Here is a 25609-nt window from a genome sequence, read left to right on the forward strand (position 1 = left end):
GGCAAGATGCGCACCGCATCGACCGATGCGCCGACCCGAATGAAGGAGACACTGACCGGTGAGCAACGAAGTGCGGGGCAAGCGGAACTACGGCAGGATCGACCGGAGTAGCCAGATACTGAAGGGCGCAACTGTTTTCGCGGCAACCATCGGCGCGGTCGCATTCGCGGCGGGCGGTGCGGGCGCGGTCGAGCGCCCGGCGCTCACCGGTGTCAGCGTTCCCGGCTGCCAGGATCCGAAGGCCGGTCAGCCCAACGGCAAACAGTGGCCCGCCGAACCGGCGCTCACCGTGGACCAAGGCGCCCAGTACACCGCGACCCTCGAAACCAGCTGCGGGACAGTGACGATCGCGCTCGACGCGGCCAAAGCGCCGCACACGGTGAACTCGTTCGCCTTCCTGTCCGGCGAGAACTACTTCGACCACACCCGCTGCCACCGGCTCACCACCCAGGGCATCTACGTGCTGCAGTGCGGCGATCCGACCGCCACCGGAACGGGCGGCCCCGGCTACCGGTTCGGGGATGAGAACCTGCCGGGCGCCAGCTACGCGGCGGGCACCGTCGCCATGGCCAACTCCGGGCCCGACACCAACGGCAGTCAGTTCTTCCTGGTGTACAAGGACACCCAATTGCCGCCCAACTACACGCCTTTCGGCAAGGTCACCGCCGGGCTCGATGTCCTGCAGAACATCGCGAACGCCGGCGTCCAGGGCGGCGGCGCCGACGGTGCGCCCGCGGTGGATGTCTCGCTGGATTCGGTTGCCACGGTTCGCAATTAGCGAATGCCGCGCCGGGCGGCGGCTATCGCGGCCCGGCGCTCATCTGCCCGGTTTCAGCGGGAAGGTGTCGGATCCGTTGTCCCCGGCCGGAATAACCGGGATCACCACCGACGACGGATGCTGCGAATCGCGGTACACCGTCTGCGTCGCGGGCTGGGTGCGTGCACTGTCACCGAAACGCTCCCCCGTATTGGGATTCGGCGCGTACTGCGGATAATCACTACTCGACACCGCCACCCTGATCCGGTCACCGGCCTTGAACTGGTAACTCGTAGGCCAGATCTTGATCGTGAACTGATACGGCTTACCCGGCTCGATCGGCGACGGATCGCTCAGCGAATCACGGAACGCCGCCCGCAGGATCCCGTTATTCAGATTCACCGCCGACCCGTCCTGTGTCACAACCTCCAGCCGCGCAACGAAATCTGTATCCGGCGCCGTCGACGACGCCCACAACTTCACCGTCACCGGACCCGTCACCTCGGTATCGGCGGTGAGCGGGTCGGTGGTGTAGGTCAATACATCGGTGCGCTGTTCGACCGAGGTCTGATCGTACGGACCCTGTACGCCAATTCCGATGCCGCAGCAGGAATGCCCGCCGACGCTCGGCGCCGGATCGGCCGGATCGTAACGGTAGCGGTCCGAGCCGTCACCGGTCGGCGGCTGCGGCATCAACTTGCCGACCCGGCCCGCGGACGAGATCGTCCCGGTGTCGGTGAAGAAGTATTCGGTCCATTTCGTTTGCGGCAGTGGCCAACTCGGCGCGGACTTCCACCTGTTCGCACCCATCACGTAATAGTCGACACGCGGCTTACCCGCGACACCGTTGTCCACACCCTTCAAGAAATGGTCGTACCAGGCCAACATCAGCTCGTTCATCGGGCTGTCGGCCACCGGGCCGAGATTCTCCAGGCGCGGCGCGATCACCGAATCCTTTCTGCCCCAACCGACATGGTCCCACGGACCGATCACCAGCCGCTGATTGTCCTTCGCCTCCTGACTGCCGCCGCGTTCGACCATCCCGGTGAAGTTCTCCACGCCGCCCGCCAGGAATACGTCGTACCAGCCCGCCATATCGAGCACCGGCACCTTGACGTTCTGATATCGGTCCCGAATGCTCCACTGCTTCCAGTAATCATTGCGAGTCGAGTTGCGAATCCAGTCGTAGAACCACGGCGCGACAGCCGGATTGGTCGGCTGGAACGGCGGAAAGTCTTTGTACGGGCGGAAATTCATCCACGACGTGACATCGGTGAGCGCCGCCTTCAGCTGATCCTCGGCCGCCTTGTCGCCGCGGCGCTGGGCCGCCTCGATACCGATGGTGAGCATCGCCCACGGTTCGACGAAGGCCAGCCGGAACGCGCCGCCCTCATAGTTCCAGCCGTCGTAGTAGTCGGAGGACGTATTGGCGGGCACGATCGCGGCCAGATGCGGCGGCGTCTCGGTGGCGGCGAGCCACTGCGTGGCACCGACATACGACGAGCCGTACATGCCGACCTTGCCGTTGCTGCCCGGCAACTGCGCGGCCCACTCGACGCTGTCGTAGCCGTCGCGCTGATCGTTGGTGAACTCGCTGAAGACGCCATCGGATTTGCCGAGGCCGCGAGTGTCTTGGATAACCACCAGATAGCAGTGCGAGGCGAACCAGTCCGGTGCACGGTACCGCGACGGCTGGATCTGCGCCGACGACTTGAGGTACTGGGTACGCATCAGGATCACCGGCACCGGCTGATCGGTTTTCGGCCGGTAGACATCGGCCCGCAGCACGGTGCCGTCACGCATGGTGGCGGGCACATCCGGCTGCTTTTCGACCGCACAGTCACCGCGATCGGTATCCGGCGGCCACGCCGCGGGCTGCGCCGTCATCGACGAGCTCGAACCCGTATTCTTCGACTCCCCCGAACTGTCGCAGCCGATGACCAGAATGCCGACGCAAGCCAGCGCCGTGAACAGCCGGACTCTGCGAATGGTGAACCGAGACAAGGCCTTACACCTCCCACCGGAGGCGATACCCCTACGATGCACCCCCGCCGGAATCATGGTATCAATGCCGCGATCGTCGCAGGGCGGGTCCGTCGAGTCGGCGGTGACCCCAATTATGTTGGGTCCGTGTGGTATTGACTTCGCTTACTTGCCGGGCTTCAGCGGGAAGGTGTCGGATCCGTTGTCCCCGGCCGGAATTACCGGAATAACCACCGAGGAAGGGTGCTGCGCATCGCGGTACACCGTCTGCGTGGCGGGCTGGGTGCGTGCGCTGTCACCGAAACGTTCGCCGGTATTGGGATTCGGCGCGTACTGCGGATAATCGCTGCTCGACACCGCCACTCGAATCCGGTCGCCGGTCTTGAATTGGTAACTGGTAGGCCAGATCTTGATCGTGAACTGATACGGCTTACCCGGTTCGATCGGCGTCGGATCGCTCAGCGAATCACGGAACGCCGCGCGCAGGATGCCGTTGTTCAGATTCACCGCCGCGCCATCGGGTGTCACAGCCTCCAGCCGCGCAACGAAATCCGTATCCGGCGCAGTGGACGACGCCCAGAGCTTAACCGTGACCGGACCCGTCACCTCGGTGTCGGCGGTGAGCGGGTCGGTGGTGTAGGTCAACACATCCGAACGCTGTTCGGCCGCGGCTTGATCGAACGGACCCTGCGGACCCTCGCCGACCCCGCAGCAGGAATGCCCGCCGACGCTCGGCACCGGTGTCGCCGGGTCGTAGAGGTAGCGGTCGGAGCCGGTGCCGGTCGGGGCCTGGGTGACGAGTTTGCCGACCCGGCCCGCGGGTCCGTTGACGCCGCTGTCCTGGAAGAAGTATTCGGTCCATTTCGTTTGCGGCAGTGGCCAACTCGGCGCGGACTTCCACTTGTTCGCGCCCATCACGTAATAATCGACACGCGGCTTACCCGCGACACCGTTGTCCACACCCTTCAAGAAATGGTCGTACCAGGCCAACATCAGCTCATTGATCGGGCTGTCGGCTACCGGGCCGAGGTTCTCCAGCCGTGGCGCGATGGTGGAACTCTTTCTGCCCCAACCCAAATGGTCCCAGGGCCCGATGACGAGCCGCTGATTCTGTTTGGCCTCCTGGCTGCCGCCGCGATCGGCCATTCCGGTGAAGTTCTCCACGCCGCCGGCCAGGAACGCGTCGTACCAGCCCTCCATATCCAGTACAGGGACTTTGACGTTCTGATAGCGGTCGCGAATGCTCCACTGTTTCCAGTAGTCGTCGCGAGTCGAGTTGCGGATCCAGTCGTAGAACCACGGCGCGACAGCGGGATTCGACGGCTGCAAGGGCGGAAAGTCTTTGTAAGGGCGGAAATTCATCCAGGAGGTGGCATCGGCGATGCCCGCGGTGATCCGGTCGGCGGCCGCCTGGTCCTTGCGCTGCTGCGCGGCCTCCAGCCCGATGGTGCCCATGGCCCACGGTTCGATGAAGGCGAGGCGGTACGCGCCGCCCTCGTAGGTCCAGCCGTCGTAGTAGTCCGAGGCGGTATTGGCGGGCACGATGGTGGTCAGATGCGGCGGGGTCTCGGTGGCGGCGAGCCACTGCGTGGCACCGACATACGACGAGCCGTACATGCCGACCTTGCCGTTGGCGCCGGGCAACTGCGCGGCCCACTCGACCGTGTCGTAGCCGTCGTGCTGATCGTTGCCGAATTCGCTGAAGACGCCATCGGATTTGCCGAGGCCGCGCACGTCCTGGATGACGACGAGGTAGCAGTGCGAGGCGAACCAGTCCGGGGTGCGGTACCGCGACGGCTGCACCTGGGCGGCGGATTTGCCGTATTGGGTGCGCATCAGGATCACCGGCACCGGCTGATCGGTTTTCGGCCGGTAGACATCGGCCCGCAGCACAACGCCGTCACGCATGGTGGCGGGCACATCCTGCTGCTTTTCGACCGCACAGCTGCCGCGATCGGAATCCGGCGGCCACGCCGTGGCCTGCGTCGTCGTGGGTGAGCTCGTTCCGGTGTTCTTCGAATCCCCGGAGGAACAGCCGATGACCAGCAGGCCGACGCATCCGAGCGCGGTGAGCAATCGGAGCGTGCCGATAGTGGATCGAGACAAGGCGATACACCTCCATCGGAGGCGATACCGGACCCTGCAAAGCGCCTCCGCCGGAATGATCGTATCAGTTCGTGATCATGGCGCGATGCTCTCGACGACCCCAATACTGTTGGCTCCGTGCGGCGTTGACCAGGTCCGAATTCGCCGACCCGGCCGCCGCGGGTGTCAGGGAGGAAGGCGGCGGCCGAGTCGGCACCCCCGTGATCCCGCCGCCGACGGGGCAGACGCCGGGCGAAACCACGAACGGCTCAGCTAACTATTAGCTATCTTCGCCGATGTCCCTAGAGAACCATATGCCGTCCCACATCACAATGAGATACAGATCACATTCATGACTCCGCATCCATTCGCGGGCAAGTCGGTACCACACGAATTCGGTTTCCCGGCAACGTGATTCGGGCTCTAGACGGCGAAGTATCTGCGTATCCGCACAGGAATTCCCGACAGGGTCTGTCGACGAAGCCGTTCACAGACCCCCGCACAGCCGGAGCGATTTGCGAAAGGTACGCCATCGACGAAGTCACCCACAGGCCCGGCATGCGGATATGCCTAACCGTCGAAGCGGTGTTCGGTACCGCGCCGCCAGCCCGGATCACCCGCGCGCACGAAGCCCGCCCAGCGGGTGCGCACCTCGTCCACCAGTTCGCCCGGTCGCTGCCCGCACAGCATCGGCGCCGCCGCCCACGCCGCCGCGTCACCGAGTACGAAGGGCAACTCGATGCCGTGGCACGCGCCGAACGGGCTGTCCGGCGGGCACCAGTCGAATCGATATCGCCACGGCGCCGCTCCCCCGGCGGCCAGCGAATCCGACAGCCTCGGCAGCGAATCGGTGAAGAACCGGGCGGTGGCGGCCGCGATCGCCGCTGGCTCGCCAGCGAAGAATCCGGCCCCTTCGTCCCGGTTCGTGCCCGCCAGCACGTCGACGTCGGTGCGCGGCACGGTCAACAGGTCCGCGGGCACCAGATCGCCGTCGGCGACCAACTGGAACGGCGGGGTCGCCCCGGACCGCCGAGCCGCGACCGCGTCCTGCGCCGCCAGCAGCGCAGCGACCGGAACCTGCCGCAACCGCTGCTCGTCCGCTATTCCCAACTCCGCCAGCAACATTCGCCCGACAGTCAGCGCGTCGTCCGGATCGGCCGGCGGCATTCCCAGCGGGGTGCTCTGTAGGATCGCCCGCCGGAACAGCCCCGAACCGCTCCGCCCGGCCAGCATCGCGACGATCGACAGCGCGCCGCCGGACTGGCCCGAGACGGTGACCAGCGCCGGATCGCCGCCGAACGCGGCGATATTGTCGCGCACCCAGCGCAGCGCCGCGAGCTGGTCGAGCAGTCCCAGATTGCCCGCGCTCACCCCGGGCAGCGCCAGATAGCCGAGCGCGCCGAGCCGGTAGTTCACCGTCACCACAACGGTATCGGTGGCGGCCGCGAATTCCGTGCCGTCGTACCAACCGAGTCGCCCTGCGCCGCTGGAGAATCCGCCACCGTGCAGGAACACCAGCACCGGATGTCGTTCGCCCGCAGGTGCCCACACGTTCAACGACAGGCAGTGCTCGTCCTGCGGCACCTCGAACGGCCCGAACACGCGCGCCAGCCGGGACGCCGATTGCGGTGCCGCAGGGCCGAATTCGCTGGCGTCCCGGACGCCGGGCCATGGCGGAGGCGGCTCCGGTGAGGCGAACCTCTCCGCGTGCGCGAAGGGTATGCCGCGGAATACCCGCACCGGCCCCACGGCGGCTCCGCGCACCCGGCCCGCGGTCGTCTCGGCGGTCAGCACGACACGAACCGCAGGCAGGCGCCGTACGCGTCGCGGGCCGAGACGGAGAACCCGTCCGGTAACGAACGAGTCTGTGTCCCAGCGCTTTCCACCAATCGCCTGGCCCGGTCCGGCGCATCGACCCGGATGGTCATCGCGGCGAAATACGACGCCCGCGGCGCGGGTTCGCCCGGCAGCGCCTCTCCGGCCGCCGACGCTCGGACGAACTCCATCCGGATCTCCTTGTGCGCCAACACCGTAACCGGCCCTTCCAGAACCGGCTCGGCCGCGATTATCCGGCGGTACCGGTCGACTACCTCGTCGAATCGGTCGTCGGCCACCACGGTCGTCACCGCGGCGATGCCCCGCGCGCCGTTCGGGTGGCCGAGATAGCGCTGCTGGTGCACATATTCGGGTGTGCGGTGCTGCGAGAGGCCGAGCAAACCCTCCGGGGTGCTGTGCGGATCAATGTGCACCGTCCTGGCCCGCATGGTCCGCACGCCTGCCTCGGTATCGACGTCGCGTGCCAGCTCGTGCACGCCGGAGGCGGGCAATCCGGCCGCGGCGAGCCGCGCACTGTCGGCGGCCGGATCGTCGGTGTCCAGGTTGAGGATCCAGAAACCGTCGGCGAGCGTCTTGGCGTGCCACGGATCCGGCGCCGCCGGGTCGACCACGCCGAACAGCTCGATGTAGGAGTCGCCGAATACCGCGCATTCGTTGGCGGTGCAACCGAGTGTCGGTGCGGCGCCGGGACGTTCGCTCATCAGATGTCGCGACCGCGGGGTGAGCAGGAATCCGAAGGAACGGTATTTGGCGGCCAACGCGTCGAGGTCGCCCTTGACGCCGGTGTGGTGGAAGCGATTGATGTGCTCGTTGATCACCCCGACGAGCCTGCCCGGCGATGCGGGCCAACGGCTCGTACCGAACGGTGGAACGCCGTTTTCCGACATCGCCTTACCCTGGTCCGGTGGATTCGGACAGCCTCGACGAACTGGATCGGCAACTGTTGCACGCGCTGCAGATCGACGGCCGCGCGCCGTTCAGCCGGATCGCCGAGGTGCTCGGCGTCTCCGACCGCACCCTGGCCCGCCGCTACGGCAGGCTGCGCGGCGCGGGCGTGGTGCGGGTGACCGGTGTCGCCGACAGCGCGGGCATCGGCGCCGCCGAATGGGTGGTGCGAATCAAGGTGCGCGCCAACGCCGTTGCCGCGCTGGCGCGCGCACTCACCGCCCGGCCGGATATCGCGTGGGTCAGCGTGCTGTCCAGCGGCACCGAAATCGCCTGCCTCTTCCGGGTTCCCGGGAACGGTCCGGCGCCGCTCGCCGAACTGGCGCGGCACCAACAGGTCTCGGACATCTCCGCGCAGCGCGTGCTGCGGCACCTGATGCGCCGGCGCTGGCACGGCCGCACCTCCGCGCTCGACGCGGACCGGATCGCGGCGCTGCGGCCCGCCGATCCCGATGTGGCGCAACCGATATCGCTCACCGAGCTGGATCACCGACTGCTGGCGGCCCTGGCCGCCGACGGCCGCGCCGCGTACCCGGATCTCGCGCGGCGCACCGGCTGGTCGGAGTCGGCGGTGCGGCGGCGCCTCGCGGAGCTGCGGCGCACCGGGCTGGTGCGCTTCAGCGTCGAAATCGACCCCGGGGTACTGGGTTTCGCGGCACCCTGTGTCATCTGGTTGACGGTTGCGCCGAATCGGCTCACCGCCGTCGGCCGGTCGCTGAGCGAGGACGCCGAGGCGGCGTTCATCGCCGCGACCACCGGCGTCCACAACCTGATCCTCATCGCGGTCTTCCACGATTCGAGCGATCTGTACACCTACCTGGCCGAACGGATCGGCGCCATCGACGGCATCGAACGGGTCGAAACCGCACTCATCGCCACCTTCGCCAAACGCGACGCCCCTACGCCGCCGTCGTGAGTCACCGGGGCATCCGTCTGGAGTGATCGGTGTGTCAGGTCGGCGGTCGCGCCGCTACGACGACTGGATCGCCCCAGACAGGCGCGCGGTACATTTGGCAAGCGGCGTTCCGGTTCCCCACCAGGCAATGGCGAAAGGCGTTTCACCAGTGCCCACTACCTGATTGCACACGCACGCCGAATTACCTACGCGCGCAAAGCTAAAAAAACCGCGCCGCACCCCGTCTTCGAACCGAACATATGGTACAGACAAGGCGCAGTTCGAAGACGGGGTGCGGCAGCACGCCAATGCGCAAGGACCGCACCCAATAAGAGTGCGGCCCTTGCCTTCTCGACCTCTCGACCTTCCGGCCCCTCGACCTCTCGGCCCCTCGACCTTCCGGTCCCTCGACCTCTCGGCCCCAACCGATTACAGGTACTGCCCCGTATTCGACTCGGTGTCGATCGCCCGGCTGGCCGAGGCGTTCTTCCCGGTGACCAACGTGCGGATGTAGACGATCCGCTCGCCCTTCTTACCCGAGATCCGCGCCCAGTCATCGGGATTCGTGGTGTTCGGCAGGTCCTCGTTCTCGGAGAACTCGTCGACGATCGAATCGTAGAGATGCTGGATGCGCAGGCCCGGGTTGCCGGTGTCGAGCACCGCCTTGATCGCGTACTTCTTGGCGCGGTCGACGATGTTCTGGATCATGGCGCCGGAGTTGAAGTCCTTGAAGTACAGGACCTCCTTGTCACCGTTGGCGTAGGTGACCTCCAGGAACCGGTTGTCCTCGCTTTCGGCGTACATCCGCTCGACCACCCGCTCGATCATCGCGCCGATGCAGGCCGCCTTGTCACCGTTGAATTCGGTGAGGTCGTCGGCGTGCAGCGGCAGATCCTCGACCAGGTACTTGGAGAAGATGTCCTGCGCGGACTCCGCGTCCGGACGCTCGATCTTGATCTTCACATCGAGGCGGCCGGGCCGCAGGATGGCCGGATCGATCATGTCCTCGCGGTTGGACGCGCCGATCACGATAACGTTCTCCAGGCCCTCGACGCCGTCGATCTCCGACAGCAGCTGCGGCACCACGGTGGTCTCCACATCGGAGGAGACGCCCGAACCGCGGGTGCGGAAGATCGAATCCATCTCGTCGAAGAACACGATCACCGGGGTGCCCTCGGACGCCTTCTCGCGGGCCCGCTGGAAGATGATCCTGATGTGCCGCTCGGTCTCGCCGACGAACTTGTTGAGCAGTTCGGGGCCCTTGATGTTGAGGAAGTACGACTTGGCGTCCTTGGCATCCTCACCGCGCGCCTCGGCGATCTTCTTGGCCAGCGAATTGGCCACCGCCTTGGCGATGAGCGTCTTACCGCAGCCGGGCGGACCGTAGAGCAGCACGCCCTTCGGCGGGCGCAGCGCGTACTCGCGGAACAGATCCTTGTGCAGGAACGGCAATTCCACCGCATCCCTGATCTGTTCGATCTGCCTGCTGAGGCCGCCGATATCGGCGTAGTCGACATCCGGGACCTCTTCCAGGACCAGATCCTCGACCTCGGCCTTGGGGATGCGCTCGAAGGCGAAGCCCGCCTTGGTGTCCACCAGCAGCGAATCACCGGGCCGCAGTTTGCGAATCGGGGAGTCCGGATCGTCCAGATCGTCCACTTCGGCCACCTTGGCCAGCGGTCCCGACAGCCACACCACACGCTCCTCGTCGGCATGGCCGACGACCAGGGCGCGGCGGCCGTCGTCGAGAATTTCGCGCAACGTGCCGATCTCGCCGACCGAGTCGAAGTATCCGGCCTCGACGACCGTCAACGCCTCGTTGAGGCGGACGGACTGACCGTATTCGAGGACGGAGGTGTCGATATTCGGCGAACACGTCAACCGCATCTTGCGACCCGAAGTGAACACGTCGACCGTCTGATCGTCGTACACACCGATCAGGATGCCGTAACCGCTCGGCGGCTGACCGAGCCGATCGACCTCCTCGCGCAGCGCGACCAACTGCTGGCGCGCCTCCTTGAGTGTGTCCATCAGCTTCGTGTTGCGAATGGTCAGCGAATCGATGCGGGCTTCCAATTCCCGTGTGCGATCCGGCGAATCGGCGAGTTGCCTTCGGAGTGCAGCCGCCTCGGCGCGTACTGCCTCGAGCTCTCTCCAGGCCGCCGAATCCGAATTCTCGATGGGGCTCATGTGCTGCTCCTCCCAGTCCCGGTCTATCAACGCTACCGGGCGTGAACGGTTCTCGCTTTCCGACATGGTTTCGTCGTGATCACATCTGGGCTGCGATCGGCGTCCGAACAACCATGTTAGCCTGCCCTAACCCCGACTGCGGCGAGTCAGTTCGCCCACCGAGCCGAAAGGTTGCTGAAGATGCTCCTTCCCGACAGGACATTCCGTATTGCCGTGGCTACCGCGGCCGCTGCCGTCGCCGTTACGGTCGGGCTGACCGCCTGCGGGTCGGACGACAAGTCCGATTCGGCCAAGGCGTCGAGCACGACCGCCGCGCCGGCGAGCAGCAGCGCAGCGGGGTCCGGGGATCACAGTGCCACCGTCGCGCCGACCGCGGAAGCGCTTCAGGCGAACTTGCTGCTCATCACCGACCCGAATAAGCCTACGGCGGATAAGGCCGCGGCAATTGTCAACGGGGACAAGCGGACTGCCAACATCGACAAGATGACCGCCGGACTGGCCAACTACCCGTTGACGTTCGCCGTCAGCGATATCAAGCTCGATGGCACCAAGGCGGCGGCACAGGTCGGCATCACCTCGCCGCACGGCACCGCCCCGGTGCCGATGACCTGGGAGCAGTCCGACGGCAAGTGGAAGCTCTCGGACGCGAGCGCCTGCACCATCTTCGGCTTCGCCAAGGCGCCCTGCACTCCCTGACCACCCTCAGCCCTTCGAGGGCCGCCGTTGCGGTTTCGGGGTGACAACACCCTCGGCCAGCCTGCGCGCGCTCACCAGGAAGGCGGTGTGGCCCTGCATCCGGTGTTCGGGCCGCACCGCCAAACCGACCACGTGCCATGGCCGTACCAGCGATTCCCACGAGCGCGGCTCGGTCCAGCACTCCTGTTCGCGCAGCGCCTCCACTACCTTCGACAGCTGGGTGACGGTCGCCACATAGACGATGAGCACCCCGCCGGGCACCAGCGCCTTCGCCACCGACGGCAGCGCGTCCCACGGCGCGAGCATGTCCAGCACCGCCCGGTCCACCGGATCGCCCGGGTAGTCGGCCACGTCACCGACCGTCAGCGACCAGTTAGCCGGACGTTCGCCGAAGAATGTCTCGACATTGCGAACCGCGTGGTCGGCATGGTCTTGGCGGATCTCGTAGGACACCACCGCGCCCGCCGGGCCTACGGCCCGCAACAGTGAGCAAGTCAACGCGCCGGATCCGGCGCCCGCCTCCAGCACCCGCGCACCGGGGAACACATCCCCCTCGTGCACGATCTGCGCGGCGTCCTTCGGGTAGATGACGGCCGCGCCGCGCGGCATCGACAGCACATAGTCGACGAGCAGCGGCCGCAGCGCCAGATACGGGGTGCCGTTGGTGGAGTGCACCAGGCTGCCCTCGTCGGCGCCGATCAGGCTGTCGTGCTTGATCCCGCCGCGATGGGTGTGGAACTCCTTGCCCGGCTCCAGGACCACCGTGTACAGGCGGCCCTTCGCATCGGTCAGCTGCACCCGGTCCCCAGTGGTGAATGGCCCGGTCCGTCTGGCCGCCAAAAGTCACTCCGTTCTGTGTTCCGCATTCTCATGCGGGCCTCGCGCTGTCGGTACGCCGGGATAGCCTGCCAGGTATGTCGGTGCCCGTTTCCACGCCCCCTGCCGATCCAGCGGAGAGCAGGCCGCGGCCCGCGCTGTCGCCTTCCCGCGCAATGGATTTCAAACAGTGCCCGCTGAAGTACCGTTTCCGCGCCATCGATCGGATTCCGGAGCCGCCGACGCGGATCCAGGTGCGCGGCACGGTGGTGCACGCGGTGCTGGAGGACCTGTACGGACTGCCGAGGGGTGACCGGCTGCCGGGGCGGGCGGCCGCCCTCGCGGAACCGGCGCTAGCCCGGCTGCTCGCCGAACATCCCGAGGTGGCCGAGCTGGTCACCGATCGCGAAACGTTCCTCGGCGAGGTGCGTGCGCTGGTCGACACCTACTACCGCATCGAGGATCCGACCGGATTCGATCCGGAATCCTGCGAGTCGCGGGTGGAGGTGGCGCTGCCGGACGGAGTTCTGTTGCGCGGCTTCATCGATCGCATCGATGTCGCCCCGACCGGACAGCTGCGCGTGGTGGATTACAAGACCGGGCGGGCCCCCGGGGTCGACTACGAATTGAAGGCGCTGTTCCAGCTGAAGTTCTACGCGCTGATCATTCTGCGCACCCGTGGAATCGTGCCCGCCCAACTGAAATTGATCTATTTGGCCGACGAACAGACCCTCACCTACACCCCCGACGAGGCGGAACTGCTGCGCTTCGAGCGCACGCTCTCGGCGCTGTGGCAGGCGATTCTGACGGCGGGCAGCACCGGCGAATTCCAGCCGAATCCCGGTTGGCTGTGCGGGTTTTGCGCCTATCAGGCGATTTGTCCCGAATTCGGCGGCACGCCACCGCCGTATCCAGGCTGGCCGACCGGCGACACCGGGGAATCACCGGACGAAACCCTCGCCGACGCGGTCGCCGATTAAAGGTGATGCATGATCGACGCCATTGACCCGATGGCGTCGTCATGTGACCCGATGATCGCGATGACCACGATCAAAACCAAAACACCGACCACATCCCCGGTGGCGATCAGGATGCTCCTGATCCGCGACCATGTGGTGGCCGATTCGAGTTCAGACTCCACGACTTCCTCCCACGCGCACATTACTGCGCACCGTAGCGATACCGCTGCGTTCTTCGGTTATTCGACGCACACAGTCTCGCGAACGGTTTATTAGGTTTTCGTGAACCGGCCCGGCACCGCAACGCGTGTCGCGGTTTCCGGCCCGATCCGCTCGCGTGAGCCTACGACGCGGCCGATCGCCGGACCAAGCGGCGAGCCTCCCCACTGAAGGCATTATTCCCGCGTGGGGTTTCGGCTTCCCGCGCACGCAATCGCCTGCGCGGGAAGCCATTCGGTGTGGGTGAACCGGCGCTCAGAAGGCGCGGCAGGAGCGGATGTCGGTGGCCAGGATGGCCTTCGCGCCGAGATCGGCGAGCCGGTCCATCAGCTCGTTGCCCTGTTTGCGCGGGACCATGGCGCGGATCGCGACCCAGCCGGGATCGGCCAGCGGGGAAACGGTCGGCGATTCGAGGCCGGGCGTGATCTTGACGGCCTCCTCCATCAGGTCCTTCGGGCAGTCGTAGTCGAGCATCAGGTACTGCTGGGCGAAGACGACGCCCTGAATGCGCGCCACCAGCTGGTTGCGGGCGCGGTCGCGCTGATCCGAACCGGTGCGCTCGATCAGCACACCCTCCGAATCGCACAGCGAATCCCCGAACGCGACCAGGTTGTGCTGGCGCAGGGTGCGGCCGGAGCCGACCACATCGGCGATGGCGTCCGCGACGCCGAGCTGGATGGAGATCTCCACCGCGCCGTCGAGGCGGATCACCTCGGCCTCGATACCGCGGCGGCGCAGGTCACCGAGCACCAGGTTCGGGTAGGAGGTGGCGATGCGCTTGTCGTACAGATCGTCGACGGTCCACTCGCGGCCGCCGGGGGCGGCGTAGCGGAAGGTGGAGCGCCCGAAGCCGAGCGCCAGACGTTCCTGTACCGGCGCACCGGAATCCAGCGCCAGGTCGCGGCCGGTGATGCCGAGGTCGAGCTCGCCGGAGCCGACGTAGATGGCGATGTCCTTGGGCCGCAGGAAGAAGAATTCCACCTGGTTCGCCGGGTCGAGCACGGTGAGGTCGCGCGAATCGGTGCGCCTGCGGTATCCGGCCTCGGCCAGGATGGAGGTCGCGGATTCGGACAGGGCGCCTTTGTTGGGGACTGCTACGCGCAGCATGCGGGAGGGTTTCCTTTCGGGGAGAGTGCGGCGGGAGTGTCGGCCGTCACAGATGTCGGTAGACGTCCTCCAACTTCAGTCCCCGACCCACCATCAGCACCTGAACCCAGTAGAGCAGCTGCGAGATCTCCTCGGCGAGCGACTCGTCGCTCTCGTGTTCGGCGGCCAGCCACACCTCGCCCGCCTCCTCCAGCACCTTCTTACCCTGGGTATGGACGCCGGCGTCCAGCGCGGCCACGGTTCCCGACCCCTCTGGGCGGGTGACCGCACGATCCTGCAGCTCGGCGAACAGGGATTCGAAGTTCTTCACGACCGGTCATTCTCGCAGACCGGTCACCACCCACCGCTGGTCGGCTCCGGGTTCGCTACGGCCGATCGATCCGGTAGATGTAGTGCGTGCCGTCGTCGACGGGGTTGTCAGGCGTCAGCCTGCCCTCCGCGACGCGCCGCAGCCCCGCCTTCTCCAACGCCCGCCACGACGCGCGATTGGCGGCGGCCACCGGGATGATCACGCAGGTGGCGCCGGGAAATTCGGCCCAGGTTCCGACGAGTATCGCGCGCAGCATGGCCGGACCTACGCCCCGCCCCACCCGGTCCGGCCCGGCGACGAGGTAGTCCAGGCTCATCGCGCCCGCCGGCAGTTCGACCAACCCGTCGAGCTCGGCGATGTACTCCGGATAGTCGGCGAGCACGCAGCGCTGCACCAGGCCGATCGGCTCGCCGCCCACGAAGATCAGCAGATCCTCGGCCGGTTCCTCGCCGCGCGCGGTCGGCCCGAAATCCCGCTCGACCGCCTCGGGCGAAGTCTCGTGGTGCCACCACCGCTGGATATGCGGCTGCATGAGCCATTCACGCAGCAGCCCGAAATCCGCCTCGGTCACCCGACGCCACCTGAATTCCGGTGCGGGCGTTACCGGTCCGCTCACCTCGTCCTCGCGGATGCCACCCGTGATTCGATCATGCGCCGCCGAGCAGGTCGGTGAGTTCGGCCACGGCGGTGCGCAATTGATCCGCGAACGCGTACATCTGGTCGGCGACCGTTTTCGGGGTGGCCAGGTAGATGTTCCAGCGGTCCGGCAACAGCACGTAGGCCACGCCGATACAGCGCGGGCTGGTCGATCCGAAACCGAAGTAGCGGATGTTGACCGACGGCGCCGAACTGGTGGACAGGTAGTCGTCGCGCATGATGACCCAGCCGGGGCTGTCGTAGAGCGGAATCGGTTCGGTGACACCGAGTTCCGCGCCGCGCCTGCGCTGGATCCACTGGAGCTCCCAGAGGTGCTGTTCGGGCGCGTCACCCGCCTGGCACTGTTTCGCGCGCGTCACGTGCGCCTCGGCGGCCGCCAGCGCCGCCGCCCGCCTGGTCGCCGCGTCGGCGGCCGGATCCAGCATGGCGTCGACGAAGGCGATCATCTGCGGGGTGACCACCCGCATGGCCTCGGTGCGGCCGTTGCGCCACTGCCTGGTCGCGATGGATTCGTATGTGGCGCCGGTGATTCCCTTGCTGCGCCGGTGCGCGAGCTGATAACTCAACTGCGCGAACGCATCCGGCGAGATGCCGAGCTGTTTGGCGCGTGCGGTCCCGAACTCCTCGAAAGAGACCGTCGCGGTGGCGTTTTCGGCGGCGTAGCGGGCGAACGCCGCCCCCGCCGCCGCGATATCGGTGCGCTGCGCGGCGTCGAGGACGAATTCGATCGGCTCGACCGCGGGCAGGCCCTGCGCCGCCGCGCCGGACCGTTGCGCGTGCTCGTCCATCGGAGTCTGTAGCAGCGTGTCGACGAACGACAGGATGGTGGTGCCGTCCAGCCCGCAGTGTTCCACGTTGATCCCGGCCTGCCCGTCGGCGAAGACGATGAACGACACCGCCTTGTCGAACCAGCGGTTCGCGCTGTCGCCGTGCAGCAGCTGATCGCAGGCGTGCAGGGTGTCGCGCGGCGCGAAATCCTCCAGGCAGACGCAGAACAGCGCGGTCTCGATGGCGTCGAGGGCCGCGACATTGGCCGGTTCGGTCCGCAGACCCGCTCTGCTGCGCGCCCATTCGGCCCTGGCCTTGGTGGTGAGATGGCCCACCGCGGTATCCGTGCGGGCCGGGCGCGCGCCCGCCTTCAGCACCGCGCGCAGACCGTCGGCGATATCGCCGGACGCGTACGGCACGCCGTCCGGTCCGATGACATCCATCCGGAACATGCTGCCGCGGAAGAACACCACGATATGCCGGGCCCGGGACGGACCGGGCCATTCGTCGCTGTAGGGCACCCGCACGGTGTCCTGCTGCTCGCCCGGAATTCTGGTCTCGGAGAACAGGTATTTGTTCTGCCACATCGAAAGCCGTTGGCCGCGTTGCACGACCGGCGGGATCGCCTCGTCGTCCAGCGCCAGCTTGTACGCCAGTGCGGCGGTGATGATTCCGGCGGCGCGCGCCGCCTGCCCCTGGCCGGTCGACATCGCCAGCGGGGTGTCGTCGCGGAAGAGGAAGAAGAAGTTGGCGTTCAACGCGATCCGGTCGCGGCGGCCGAGATACCGGGACGGCCAGAACAGGTCGAGCCAGCTGCCGACGCCGGGGGTGGCGTCGTATTCCCGAAGTGCGGCATGCAGTTTCCGCCCCGGGCCGTCGGGGCGCAGCAGGTCGGCCACCGCCGCCTCGGTGGTGGACAGTTCCTCGGCGGTGAGCAGCGGGGCGCACCATTCCAGGAATCGCGCGCAGCTGTCCTCCAGGGTGGGTAGCGGCACCCGGGGCAGGCGGTCGTCGGCGGCGAAGGTGCGTTCTTCGCTGTCAGTCATTCTCGATCCTCGGAATCGGTGTGCGGGCGGGACAGGTAGAGGTTCGCGTACAGCCAGCCGTCGGATTCGCAGTCATCGGTGTCGATCCCGTTGGCGGCCAAGGTGTTCAGCACTCGGGTACGTTCGGCGGCGGAGGCGAAGCGCCGCTGCTCGAACAGTCCGGGCGCGCGTTCGGTGCGGTAGCCGAGCCCGGCGAGGGCCGCGGCGATCGCGTCGAATCCGTACATGCGCAGCACGAAGTGTGCCATCCACGGTCGCCTGGTCGGATGCGCGACGGCCACCCGGGTCAGGGTTTTTTCGGTGATGTAGCCGACGCAGCCGGTGGAGATGACCAGATCGGCCGCGGCGAGCGTATCGCGCTGGGCGTCGGTGGGTTCGGCGTTTTCCAGATCGGCGTGCACCGTATCGTGCAGCAGGCCCGCCTCCCGCGCGTAGCTGAGCGCGGTCATGGACGCGTCCATGCCGACGAACCGGACATCGGGCTGGCCGTCGGCGGCGGTGAGCACCGTCCGGTCGCGGGCGAGCAGGTCGGCGCGGTCGGCGTCACCCGCCGCGCCGTAGTGGTCGGCCAGTCCGCGCATGGTGGTGTCGAAGCGCAGCAGCGCCGCGTTCACGCCGTAGGAGCAGCCGATATCGAGCACCGTGATGCGGGTCGCCCCGGTGGCCGCGCGGTAGTCGTCGAATTGCCGCTGGAAATACGGTTTCGCCAATTCCGGTATGCGATAGTCCAATTCGGACATGCGGGCGTAGTAGTCGCGGGGATCGGGGCGGTCGTAGATATCGTCGAAGGAGGCTTTCCCGGTCGTGTGCGACGCTGGCATATCCTGTTTTCCCCTTCTCGCGCACCGCTCAGTCGAGCAGTCGGTCGCCCCGCATCGCGGCGGCGTCCAGGTGATCCGATAGGACCCGCCCGAAGAGCTGACGGGTTCGTTCGATGCTGCCGATCACCCCGGGGCGGTCGGTGTAGGCGAAAATCGCCGAATGCCGTTGCCGCGCACCGGATACCGGTGATACCCGGTGCAGGGAGAAGCGGCCGTGGAACAGCTGCAGGTCACCGGGGCGCAGCTCCAGCCGTTTGACGAGCCGCTCGCCCGCGCCGGTGAGCACTGCACGCACGTCGTCGAGATTTTCCGCGTGCGGTGCGCGAATGTTGGGGCAGTATTCGAAGATTCCGCCCGAATCCGCGGCCTGGGTCAACATGCTGACGGTGCATTCGTTGGTATCGAAATGCCACGGATGCGACATGCCGGGCTCCACCACGTTCAAACACAGACCCGCCAGCGGATCGGCGAATTCGTGTAGTTCGGCGCCGCCGAAACATGCGGCGAGGAAACGCTGGAACGCGGGGTCGACGTAGAGCCGGTGGATCAGCGCGCCGGCCGGAATGAGGTCGCGGGCGACGAAGGCATTGCCGCGTTCGAGCACGATACGGCCCGGATGATCGTCCGGCAGCGGCGAATCCAGCGGAATGTTGTACGCGTTGACTCGCTCGACCGCGTAGTGCGCGCGCGGCGCCATCTCGGCGCCCTGCGCGCGCAGGGTTTCGCGCAGTTCGGGCCGGATGAAATCGCGCAGTACGGTGCAGCCTTCGGCGGCGAGTTCGGCGCGGGCCCGCGCGACGACGGCGCTCGCGCCAGCCGCGAGCGGATACCGTTCGGTGTCGACGATTTCGTCCAGGACACCCATCGCTGCCATGCGCGCCATTCTGGTGCAGCGCCGCCGCCCGCGCGCCGAATTCGCTGAGATTGCCAGTGACTACGGTCACACCCGCTCAGCTGGGCGCACTCCCGTTGCGGCGCAGTAACTCTCGACACGGTTCCGACAGATTCGGTGCGTATCCGAATTGCCCGATTCGTGTTCCGGGCCGCCGCACCCCGTCTTCGAACCGGACATTCGAAACACGAGGTGCGCGGTTCGAGCACAGGGTGCGGCTGTCAAATGCTATGCGGGAATGGAGGTTTGCGGCGCAGGGCCGCTTCCAGGTCGGCGAGTTCGAGTCCGACGAGTGTGTCGCGGAAGAGACGGCCGGGGGCATCGGGCACCGGGATTTCGCACGGCACCACGAGTAGGGCGCAGCCGGCGGCTTGGGCCGCCGCAGCACCGGTTGGTGAGTCCTCCACCGCGACACAGTGTTCCGGGTCCTGCCCGAGCAGTTCGGCCGCCCGCAGGTAGATGTCGGGTGCGGGTTTGCCCTGCGGCACCTCGTCGCCGCACACGGTGACGTCGAAGTATTCGCGACCGAGGGTGTCCAGGCCGTACTCGGTGAAATCGCGCTTGGTGTTCGTGACCAGCGCGGTGGGCAGCCCGGCCGAACGCACCAGCGCCAGCGCGTCCTTCGCACCGGGCCGCCACGGAATCGGGCCGGACATCAGCTCGACCACCCGCCGGTCGAGGAATTCCCGCGACGCGCGCACCGCCGCGGGCGTCTCCTCGATTCCCAAGCCGTGGAACATGATTCGCAGCGAATTCTCCACCGACGTGCCGATCAGCGCGTGCCGGATGGCGGCGGTCATCTCCCGGCCGTGCTCCCTGGCCAGCTCGCGGACCGCGACATCCCACAGCTTTTCGGAGTCGAGCAGGGTGCCGTCCATATCCCACAGCACCGCGGCGGGCCGCACGGTCATTGCGATTTTCCTCCTCGACTCCTCGGCAAGCTCACTCATACCGCTCCCCGTCGACACTCGGCCGCGATGGGCGCTGTGTCGTGATTCGCGCAAGTTCATTCATGCCCGCTGGGAATTGGCGATCACGGTCCGCCCGCCATCCGAGGTCACCAGGAACCAGCGCCGCTCGGTCTCCACGAACCCGTTCGTGTGCACGTAGGTGACCGTCCCGGTGACGGTGTCGCCGTTCTGCGTCAGCCCCGAAACGCTGACCGACCTGAACTCCTTCCAGAACGCGACGTACGAGTTGTAGCCGCCGGTCGAGGCCTGGTACGAGGACGACAGCTGCGACCAGGCGCCCGAGGGGTTCCCGGGCAGCATGCCGTAGTAACCACTCACGAAGCCCGACTTGTCCACGACGGCGGGGCCGAACGGCGTCGTGGTGATGGGCGGCGGCGGGGTGGTGGTCGGCGGTTTGGCGCCGCTCGACGGCGCGCCGCTGCTGGGCGTCGGTGTCGGCGTCGGCGTCGGCTGCGTGGACGGGGTGCCGGTCGCGGGGTTCGGCTGTTCCGGCACAACGGGATTCGCGACGGCCGGGGACGGCGTCGAACTGTCCGTGCCGCTCGACGAGGCGACGGGCGGCACGACCGAGGACGACGACGCGGCGGTCGAACCACTGTCGTGCCCGGAGTTCACCGCGTACGCGATGACGCCCGCGACGATCAGCACCACGAGCGCGGCGACCGCGCCGATGGCGACCACCCGGTTGCGCGCACCGCCGTCGCTATTCCCCCCTGGCAGCGTCGAATTCGCGGATTTGGCGGGCGGCGGCAGTGCGGGGGTGGCGACCGGTGCGGCGACCACCTCGGTGGCGCCCGCGGGCTCCGGAGCCGAGATCACCGTCGTCTTGTCGGAGCCGCCGTCCGCCTCCGCCGCCGGCATCACCTTGGTCTGCGGTGGCGGCGCCAGCTCCGGATTCCGGCCCGCCGCAATATCTTCCAGCGCCTGCTTGGCCTCGCGCATGGTCGGCCGCTCCTCCGGCGTCGGCGCGAGCAGCCGCAGCAGAACCGGGCCGAGCGCGCCGGCGCGCTCCGGCTTCGGCACCTCCGCGCGGGCCACCGCGTGCAGTACGGCGAGCGGGTTGTCGCCCTCGCCGAACGGCGGGCTGCCCTCCACCGCCGCGTACAGCGTTGAGCCGAGGGCGAATACGTCGGAGGCCGGTTCCGGCTTCTCGCCGCGCGCCACCTCCGGTGCGAGATATGCGGGTGTGCCGGCGAGGAATCCGGTCGCGGTGACCGTGACATCGCCGACCGCGTGCGAGATGCCGAAATCGGTGATCTTCACCGTGCCGTCGTCGCCGACGAGCAGGTTGGCCGGTTTGACGTCGCGATGCATGATGCCCGCATCGTGCGCGGCGGCCAGCGCGCCCGCCGCCTGCGCGCCGATCCGCGCCACCTCGGCGGGCGGCAGCGTGCGCTTACCGGATAGCCGCGCCGCCAGGCTCGGCGCGTTCATGTACTCCATCACCAACCACGGCTGGCCGTCCTCCTCCGCGACGTCGAAGACGGTGATCGCGTTCGGATGATGTAGCCGGGCGGCGATGCGGCCCTCGCGCATCGCCCGCATTCGCGCCTCGACCGCCTGCGACCTGGACAGCCCGGGTCCGAGCAGCAGCTGTTTCACCGCGACGGTGCGTCGCAGTCGCACATCGGTGGCCCGCCAGACCACACCCATGGCGCCAGTGCCGATCGGATCCGTGAGCCGATACCGTCCCGCGATCAACCGATCCGCCGTCATGGTGTACTGCCTCCCGATAACCCGCCGAGTTCTTCTCGCCCAACGGCGCGTGGCCCGGAAACTCCGAAAACCCTACGCGCCGAAGCGCTTTACACCCGAAGGCCACGGGGAACGCACCCGTCGACTGCTCCGGATGCAGTTGCAACGTATCGACAATGGCATAACTACCCAGCCCGTATCCACCAGCATGCCGAATAGGCGCCCGGCCCGGTGAGGGCCGTCACATTCTGCTGGGCGGTCGGATAACGGGATGGGCGATGCCGCGCTGTTCGATTCTCAGACGCTGAAGTACTTCGCCTCCGGATGCAGCAGTACGAAAGCGTCGGTGGATTGTTCGGGATGCAACTGCAATTCCTCCGAGAGGGTCACCCCGATGCGGCCCGCGTCGAGCAGCTCCACCAGCTTGGCGCGATCCTCCAGATCCGGGCAGGCGCCGTACCCGAAGGAGTAGCGCGCGCCGCGGTAGCCGAGCTTGAAGTAGTCGAGCACATCGTCCGGATCGGAATCGGCGACCGCGCGCCCGTCGATGCGCAACTCCTCGCGGACGCGGCGGTGCCAGTACTCGGCCAGCGCCTCGGTGAGCTGCACGCCGATACCGTGCACCTCCAGGTAATCGCGATAGTTGTCGGCGGCGAAGAGCTCGTTGGCGAAGTCGGCGATCGGCTGACCCATGGTGACCAGCTGGAACGGCCACACGTCCACCTGGCCGGTCGCCTCGGCCTGCTCGCGCGACCGGATGAAGTCGGCGACGCAGAGGAACCGGTCCCGCTGCTGACGCGGGAAGGTGAACCGATACCGTTGCGCCGCATCGGGATTCGGCTCGGCGAGCACGATGACGTCATCGCCCTCGGACACCGCGGGGAAGTAGCCGTACACCACCGCCGCATGCTGCAGCACTCCCTCGGTGCTCAACCGGTCCAGCCAGGCGCGCAGCCGCGGCCGCCCCTCGCTCTCCACCAGTTCCTCATAGGACGGCCCGTCACCGCCGCGCTGCCCGCGTAGACCCCACTGGCCGAGGAAGAGCGCCCGCTCGTCGAGCAGGCCCGAATACTCGTGCAGCGAAAGGCCTTTCACCACCCGCGAACCCCAGAACGGCGGCACCGGCACCGGCAGGTCGGCGGCGACATCCGAACGCTCGGGCACCACGATCGGCGCCTCGGCGGCCTTGCGCTCCTCCGCGATCCGCTTGGACCGCTCGTGCCTGGCCTTGCGTTCGGCCGCCTTCTCACGTTCGGCGATGGCCGCGGGGCTGTCCGGATCGAGCCCGCCGCCGCGCTTGCGGGTCATGATGTCGTCCATCAGGCGCAGGCCCTCGAAGGCGTCGCGGGCGTAGTGCACATCGCCGTGGTAGACCTCGGTGAGGTCGTTCTCGACATAGGAGCGGGTCAGCGCCGCGCCGCCGAGCAGCACCGGGAACTGGTCGGCCACTCCCCTGGAGTTGAGCTCCTCCAGGTTCTCCTTCATCACGACCGTCGACTTGACCAGCAGCCCGGACATGCCGATCACATCGGCCTTCTTGTCCACCGCGGCGTCCAGGATGGTCGCGATCGGCTGTTTGATGCCGAGGTTCACCACCTCGTAGCCGTTGTTGGACAGGATGATGTCCACCAGGTTCTTGCCGATATCGTGCACATCGCCCTTGACCGTCGCCAGCACGATGCGGCCCTTGCCGGAATCGTCGGTGGCCTCCATATGCGGTTCCAGGTAAGCCACCGCCGACTTCATCACCTCGGCGGACTGCAGCACGAACGGCAGCTGCATCTGACCCGAACCGAACAGTTCGCCAACGGTTTTCATGCCCGAGAGCAGCGTCTCGTTGATGATCCGCAGCGGCGGAACGGATTTCATGGCCTCGTCCAGGTCGGCGTCGAGGCCCGCCTTCTCGCCGTCGACGATCCGGCGCTCCAGCCGCTCGAAAAGCGGCAGCGCCGCAAGCTCTTCCGCGCGCGAGGCCTTCGACGACGATGCCGAAACGCCCTCGAACAGCGCCATCAGCTTCTGCAGCGGGTCGTAGTCCGGGGTGCGCCGGTCGTAGACCAGGTCCAGCGCGGCCGTGCGCTGCTCGTCCGGGATCCGGCTGATCGGCAGGATCTTCGAGGCGTGCACGATGGCCGAATCCAGTCCGGCCTGGACGCATTCGTGCATGAAGACCGAGTTGAGCACCTGCCGCGCGGCCGGGTTCAGGCCGAAGGAGATATTCGAAAGTCCAAGGGTGGTCTGCACTTGCGGATGACGCCGCTTCAATTCCCGGATGGCCTCGATGGTTTCGATGCCGTCGCGCCGCGACTCCTCCTGGCCGGTGCCGAGGGTGAAGGTGAGCGTATCGATGATGATGTCGCTCTCGGAAAGCCCCAGTTGCCGGTGATATCGGCGATGAGGCGCTCGGCGATCTCCACCTTCTTCGCCGCGGTGCGGGCCTGGCCCTCCTCGTCGATGGTCAGCGCGACCACCGCGGCGCCGTGTTCGGCCACCAGCCGCATGGTCTGCTGGAAGCGGGAATCCGGGCCCGCGCCGTCCTCGTAGTTCACCGAGTTCACCGCGCAGCGTCCGCCCAGATGTTCCAAACCCGCACGCAGCACCGGGGTTTCGGTGGAGTCGAGCATGATCGGCAGCGTCGATGCGGTGGCCAGCCGGGATGCCAGCTCGGACATATCCTTCGTGCCGTCGCGGCCGACGTAGTCCACGCACAGGTCGAGCATGTGCGCGCCGTCGCGGGTCTGATCCTTGGCGATATCGAGGCAGCGCTGCCAGTCCTCGGCCAGCATGGCCTCGCGGAATGCCTTGGAGCCGTTGGCATTCGTGCGCTCACCGATCATCATGATCGAGGCGTCCTGCTCGAACGGCACCGCGGTGTACATGCTGGAGACGCTCGGCTCGTGCACCGGATTGCGCTGTGCCGGTTGAACTTCCGCGACCGCCTCGGCCACCTGCCGGATATGCTCGGGCGTGGTGCCGCAGCAGCCGCCGACCAGCGCGAGCCCGAATTCGGTGACGAAGCCGCGCAGCGCGATCGCCAGCTCCTCCGGCGTCAGCGGATAGACCGCGCCGTCGGCGCCGAGCACGGGTAGGCCCGCGTTCGGCATCACCGATACCGGCACCCTGGCGTGCCTGGACAGATGCCGCAGATGCTCGCTCATCTCGTCCGGACCGGTCGCGCAGTTCAACCCGATCATGTCGATGCCGAGCGGTTCGATCGCGGTGAGCGCCGCGCCGATCTCGCTGCCCACCAGCATCGTTCCGGTGGTCTCCACGGTGACGTGGGTGATGATCGGAATCCGCCGTCCGGCGGTGATCATCGCCCGCTGGCTGCCGGTGACCGCGGCCTTGACCTGCAGCAGATCCTGGCAGGTCTCGATGAGGATCGCGTCGGCACCGCCGTCGAGCATGCCGAGCGCCGCCTCGGCGTACGCGTCGCGCAGCGCGGTGAACGGGGCGTGGCCCAGCGTCGGCAGCTTGGTGCCCGGACCCATCGAACCGAGGACATACCGCGGAGCGCCGTCGGCGGACGGACCCATCTCGTCGGCGACCTCGCGGGCCAACCGGGTGCCGCGCTCGGACAGATCGCGGATCCGGTCGGCGATGTCGTAGTCGGCGAGGTTGGGCAGATTGCAGCCGAAGGTGTTGGTCTCCACCGCATCCGCACCCGCCTCGAAATACGCGCGGTGGATGCCGCGCAACACATCGGGGCGGGTTTCGTTCAGTATCTCGTTGCAGCCTTCCAACCCGCGGAAATCGTCGAGGGTCAGGTCGGCCGCCTGCAACATTGTTCCCATGGCGCCGTCGCCGATCACGACACGCCGACGGAGCGTGTCGAGCAGCGTGGTGTCGAACTCGGCGGGGCGGTGCGCGGACATGGGTCCAGCGTAATTGGCCGATCGGACAATCCCCGATACGGAGCCCGGTTGGGGTGTCCGGCGCCACACTCGGGATCGGATTCACC

General features: G+C 67.3%; 19 protein-coding genes and 1 pseudogene. 5 read left to right on the top strand and 15 right to left on the bottom strand.

The window, feature by feature from the left end; all coding sequences use genetic code 11:
• Positions 1-58 precede the first annotated feature (58 nt).
• On the top strand, positions 59-778 hold the full coding sequence (locus tag F5544_RS26895; protein ID WP_167475762.1) for a peptidylprolyl isomerase: 720 nt from the start codon (positions 59-61) through the stop codon (positions 776-778).
• A 39-nt stretch (positions 779-817) separates the two neighbouring features.
• On the opposite strand, the gene F5544_RS26900 is transcribed toward F5544_RS26895, so the two are convergent.
• From F5544_RS26900 to F5544_RS26915, 4 genes are all read right to left on the bottom strand, one after another.
• Entirely contained in the window at positions 818-2644 is a 1827-nt protein-coding gene (locus tag F5544_RS26900) for a CocE/NonD family hydrolase (protein ID WP_167479505.1), read from the bottom strand.
• A gap of 261 nt (positions 2645-2905) precedes the next feature.
• Positions 2906-4648 carry a CocE/NonD family hydrolase gene (locus F5544_RS26905; protein ID WP_167479506.1) on the bottom strand — a complete coding sequence of 581 codons (1743 nt, stop codon included), beginning with the start codon at positions 4646-4648 and terminating at the stop codon, positions 2906-2908.
• A gap of 747 nt (positions 4649-5395) precedes the next feature.
• A complete protein-coding gene (locus F5544_RS26910; RefSeq protein ID WP_167475763.1) occupies positions 5396-6619 on the bottom strand; it encodes a carboxylesterase/lipase family protein in 1224 nt (407 codons plus the stop codon).
• Entirely contained in the window at positions 6613-7548 is a 936-nt protein-coding gene (locus F5544_RS26915) for a VOC family protein (RefSeq protein WP_167475764.1), read from the bottom strand. The genes F5544_RS26910 and F5544_RS26915 overlap by 7 nt, the downstream gene beginning before the upstream one ends.
• A 17-nt stretch (positions 7549-7565) precedes the next feature.
• Here F5544_RS26915 and F5544_RS26920 point away from each other — a divergent pair, with 17 nt between their 5' ends.
• Entirely contained in the window at positions 7566-8522 is a 957-nt protein-coding gene (locus F5544_RS26920; RefSeq protein ID WP_167475765.1) for an Lrp/AsnC family transcriptional regulator, read from the top strand.
• Positions 8523-8930: 408 nt separating this feature from the next.
• On the opposite strand, the gene arc is transcribed toward F5544_RS26920, so the two are convergent.
• Positions 8931-10691: a proteasome ATPase gene (gene arc, locus F5544_RS26925; RefSeq protein WP_167475766.1), complete on the bottom strand. Its 1761-nt coding sequence runs from the start codon at positions 10689-10691 to the stop codon at positions 8931-8933.
• 180 nt (positions 10692-10871) lie between these two features.
• Between arc and F5544_RS26930 the strand changes: the two genes are divergently transcribed.
• Positions 10872-11387, top strand: a complete 516-nt coding sequence (locus F5544_RS26930; protein WP_167475767.1) for a hypothetical protein — start codon at positions 10872-10874, stop codon at positions 11385-11387.
• A 6-nt stretch (positions 11388-11393) separates the two neighbouring features.
• On the opposite strand, the gene F5544_RS26935 is transcribed toward F5544_RS26930, so the two are convergent.
• Complete coding sequence (locus tag F5544_RS26935; protein WP_167475768.1) at positions 11394-12227, bottom strand: tRNA (adenine-N1)-methyltransferase; 834 nt, start codon at positions 12225-12227, stop codon at positions 11394-11396.
• Positions 12228-12301: 74 nt separating this feature from the next.
• Between F5544_RS26935 and F5544_RS26940 the strand changes: the two genes are divergently transcribed.
• The gene (locus tag F5544_RS26940) at positions 12302-13183 is read left to right on the top strand and encodes a RecB family exonuclease (protein WP_167475769.1); all 882 of its coding nucleotides are present in this window, start codon (positions 12302-12304) and stop codon (positions 13181-13183) included.
• A 9-nt stretch (positions 13184-13192) separates the two neighbouring features.
• Positions 13193-13438 (top strand): hypothetical protein, encoded by a 246-nt coding sequence (locus tag F5544_RS26945; protein WP_167475770.1) that lies wholly within the window; start codon positions 13193-13195, stop codon positions 13436-13438.
• Between the two features lie 198 nt (positions 13439-13636).
• On the opposite strand, the gene hisG is transcribed toward F5544_RS26945, so the two are convergent.
• The 9 genes and pseudogenes from hisG to metH all read right to left on the bottom strand — a co-directional run bounded on the left by hisG (position 13637) and on the right by metH (position 25523).
• Positions 13637-14488 carry an ATP phosphoribosyltransferase gene (hisG, locus tag F5544_RS26950; protein WP_167475771.1) on the bottom strand — a complete coding sequence of 284 codons (852 nt, stop codon included), beginning with the start codon at positions 14486-14488 and terminating at the stop codon, positions 13637-13639.
• Between the two features lie 46 nt (positions 14489-14534).
• Positions 14535-14798, bottom strand: a complete 264-nt coding sequence (locus F5544_RS26955; RefSeq protein ID WP_167475772.1) for a phosphoribosyl-ATP diphosphatase — start codon at positions 14796-14798, stop codon at positions 14535-14537.
• A 55-nt stretch (positions 14799-14853) separates the two neighbouring features.
• Positions 14854-15369: a GNAT family N-acetyltransferase gene (locus F5544_RS26960; RefSeq protein ID WP_238846685.1), complete on the bottom strand. Its 516-nt coding sequence runs from the start codon at positions 15367-15369 to the stop codon at positions 14854-14856.
• A 76-nt stretch (positions 15370-15445) separates the two neighbouring features.
• Complete coding sequence (locus tag F5544_RS26965) at positions 15446-17269, bottom strand: choline/carnitine O-acyltransferase (RefSeq protein WP_167475773.1); 1824 nt, start codon at positions 17267-17269, stop codon at positions 15446-15448.
• Positions 17266-18090 (bottom strand): class I SAM-dependent methyltransferase, encoded by an 825-nt coding sequence (locus tag F5544_RS26970; protein WP_167475774.1) that lies wholly within the window; start codon positions 18088-18090, stop codon positions 17266-17268. The genes F5544_RS26965 and F5544_RS26970 overlap by 4 nt, the downstream gene beginning before the upstream one ends.
• A 28-nt stretch (positions 18091-18118) precedes the next feature.
• A complete protein-coding gene (locus tag F5544_RS26975; RefSeq protein ID WP_167475775.1) occupies positions 18119-18964 on the bottom strand; it encodes a HalD/BesD family halogenase in 846 nt (281 codons plus the stop codon).
• Positions 18965-19203: 239 nt separating this feature from the next.
• The gene (locus F5544_RS26980; RefSeq protein ID WP_167475776.1) at positions 19204-19893 is read right to left on the bottom strand and encodes an HAD family hydrolase; all 690 of its coding nucleotides are present in this window, start codon (positions 19891-19893) and stop codon (positions 19204-19206) included.
• Between the two features lie 99 nt (positions 19894-19992).
• Complete coding sequence (locus tag F5544_RS26985; RefSeq protein WP_167475777.1) at positions 19993-21669, bottom strand: serine/threonine-protein kinase; 1677 nt, start codon at positions 21667-21669, stop codon at positions 19993-19995.
• Positions 21670-21945: 276 nt separating this feature from the next.
• Positions 21946-25523: pseudogene (gene metH, locus F5544_RS26990) on the bottom strand (methionine synthase).
• Positions 25524-25609 lie beyond the last annotated feature (86 nt).

Source organism: Nocardia arthritidis, from assembly GCF_011801145.1.
Classification (GTDB): domain Bacteria; phylum Actinomycetota; class Actinomycetes; order Mycobacteriales; family Mycobacteriaceae; genus Nocardia; species Nocardia arthritidis_A.

Excerpts from the sequence above, each read along its gene's own strand:
- F5544_RS26900 (WP_167479505.1), bottom strand. The coding sequence starts at position 2,644 with ATGACGGCGCAGCCCGCGGCGTGGCCGCCGGATACCGATCGCGGTGAC.
- F5544_RS26985 (WP_167475777.1), bottom strand. The coding sequence starts at position 21,669 with ATGACGGCGGATCGGTTGATCGCGGGACGGTATCGGCTCACGGATCCG.
- F5544_RS26905 (WP_167479506.1), bottom strand. The coding sequence starts at position 4,648 with ATGCGTGACGGCGTTGTGCTGCGGGCCGATGTCTACCGGCCGAAAACC.
- F5544_RS26965 (WP_167475773.1), bottom strand. The coding sequence starts at position 17,269 with ATGACTGACAGCGAAGAACGCACCTTCGCCGCCGACGACCGCCTGCCC.
- F5544_RS26975 (WP_167475775.1), bottom strand. The coding sequence starts at position 18,964 with ATGGCAGCGATGGGTGTCCTGGACGAAATCGTCGACACCGAACGGTAT.
- hisG (WP_167475771.1), bottom strand. The coding sequence starts at position 14,488 with ATGCTGCGCGTAGCAGTCCCCAACAAAGGCGCCCTGTCCGAATCCGCG.
- F5544_RS26930 (WP_167475767.1), top strand. The coding sequence starts at position 10,872 with ATGCTCCTTCCCGACAGGACATTCCGTATTGCCGTGGCTACCGCGGCC.
- arc (WP_167475766.1), bottom strand. The coding sequence starts at position 10,691 with ATGAGCCCCATCGAGAATTCGGATTCGGCGGCCTGGAGAGAGCTCGAG.
- F5544_RS26945 (WP_167475770.1), top strand. The coding sequence starts at position 13,193 with ATGATCGACGCCATTGACCCGATGGCGTCGTCATGTGACCCGATGATC.
- F5544_RS26970 (WP_167475774.1), bottom strand. The coding sequence starts at position 18,090 with ATGCCAGCGTCGCACACGACCGGGAAAGCCTCCTTCGACGATATCTAC.
- F5544_RS26940 (WP_167475769.1), top strand. The coding sequence starts at position 12,302 with ATGTCGGTGCCCGTTTCCACGCCCCCTGCCGATCCAGCGGAGAGCAGG.
- F5544_RS26980 (WP_167475776.1), bottom strand. The coding sequence starts at position 19,893 with ATGACCGTGCGGCCCGCCGCGGTGCTGTGGGATATGGACGGCACCCTG.
- F5544_RS26915 (WP_167475764.1), bottom strand. The coding sequence starts at position 7,548 with ATGTCGGAAAACGGCGTTCCACCGTTCGGTACGAGCCGTTGGCCCGCA.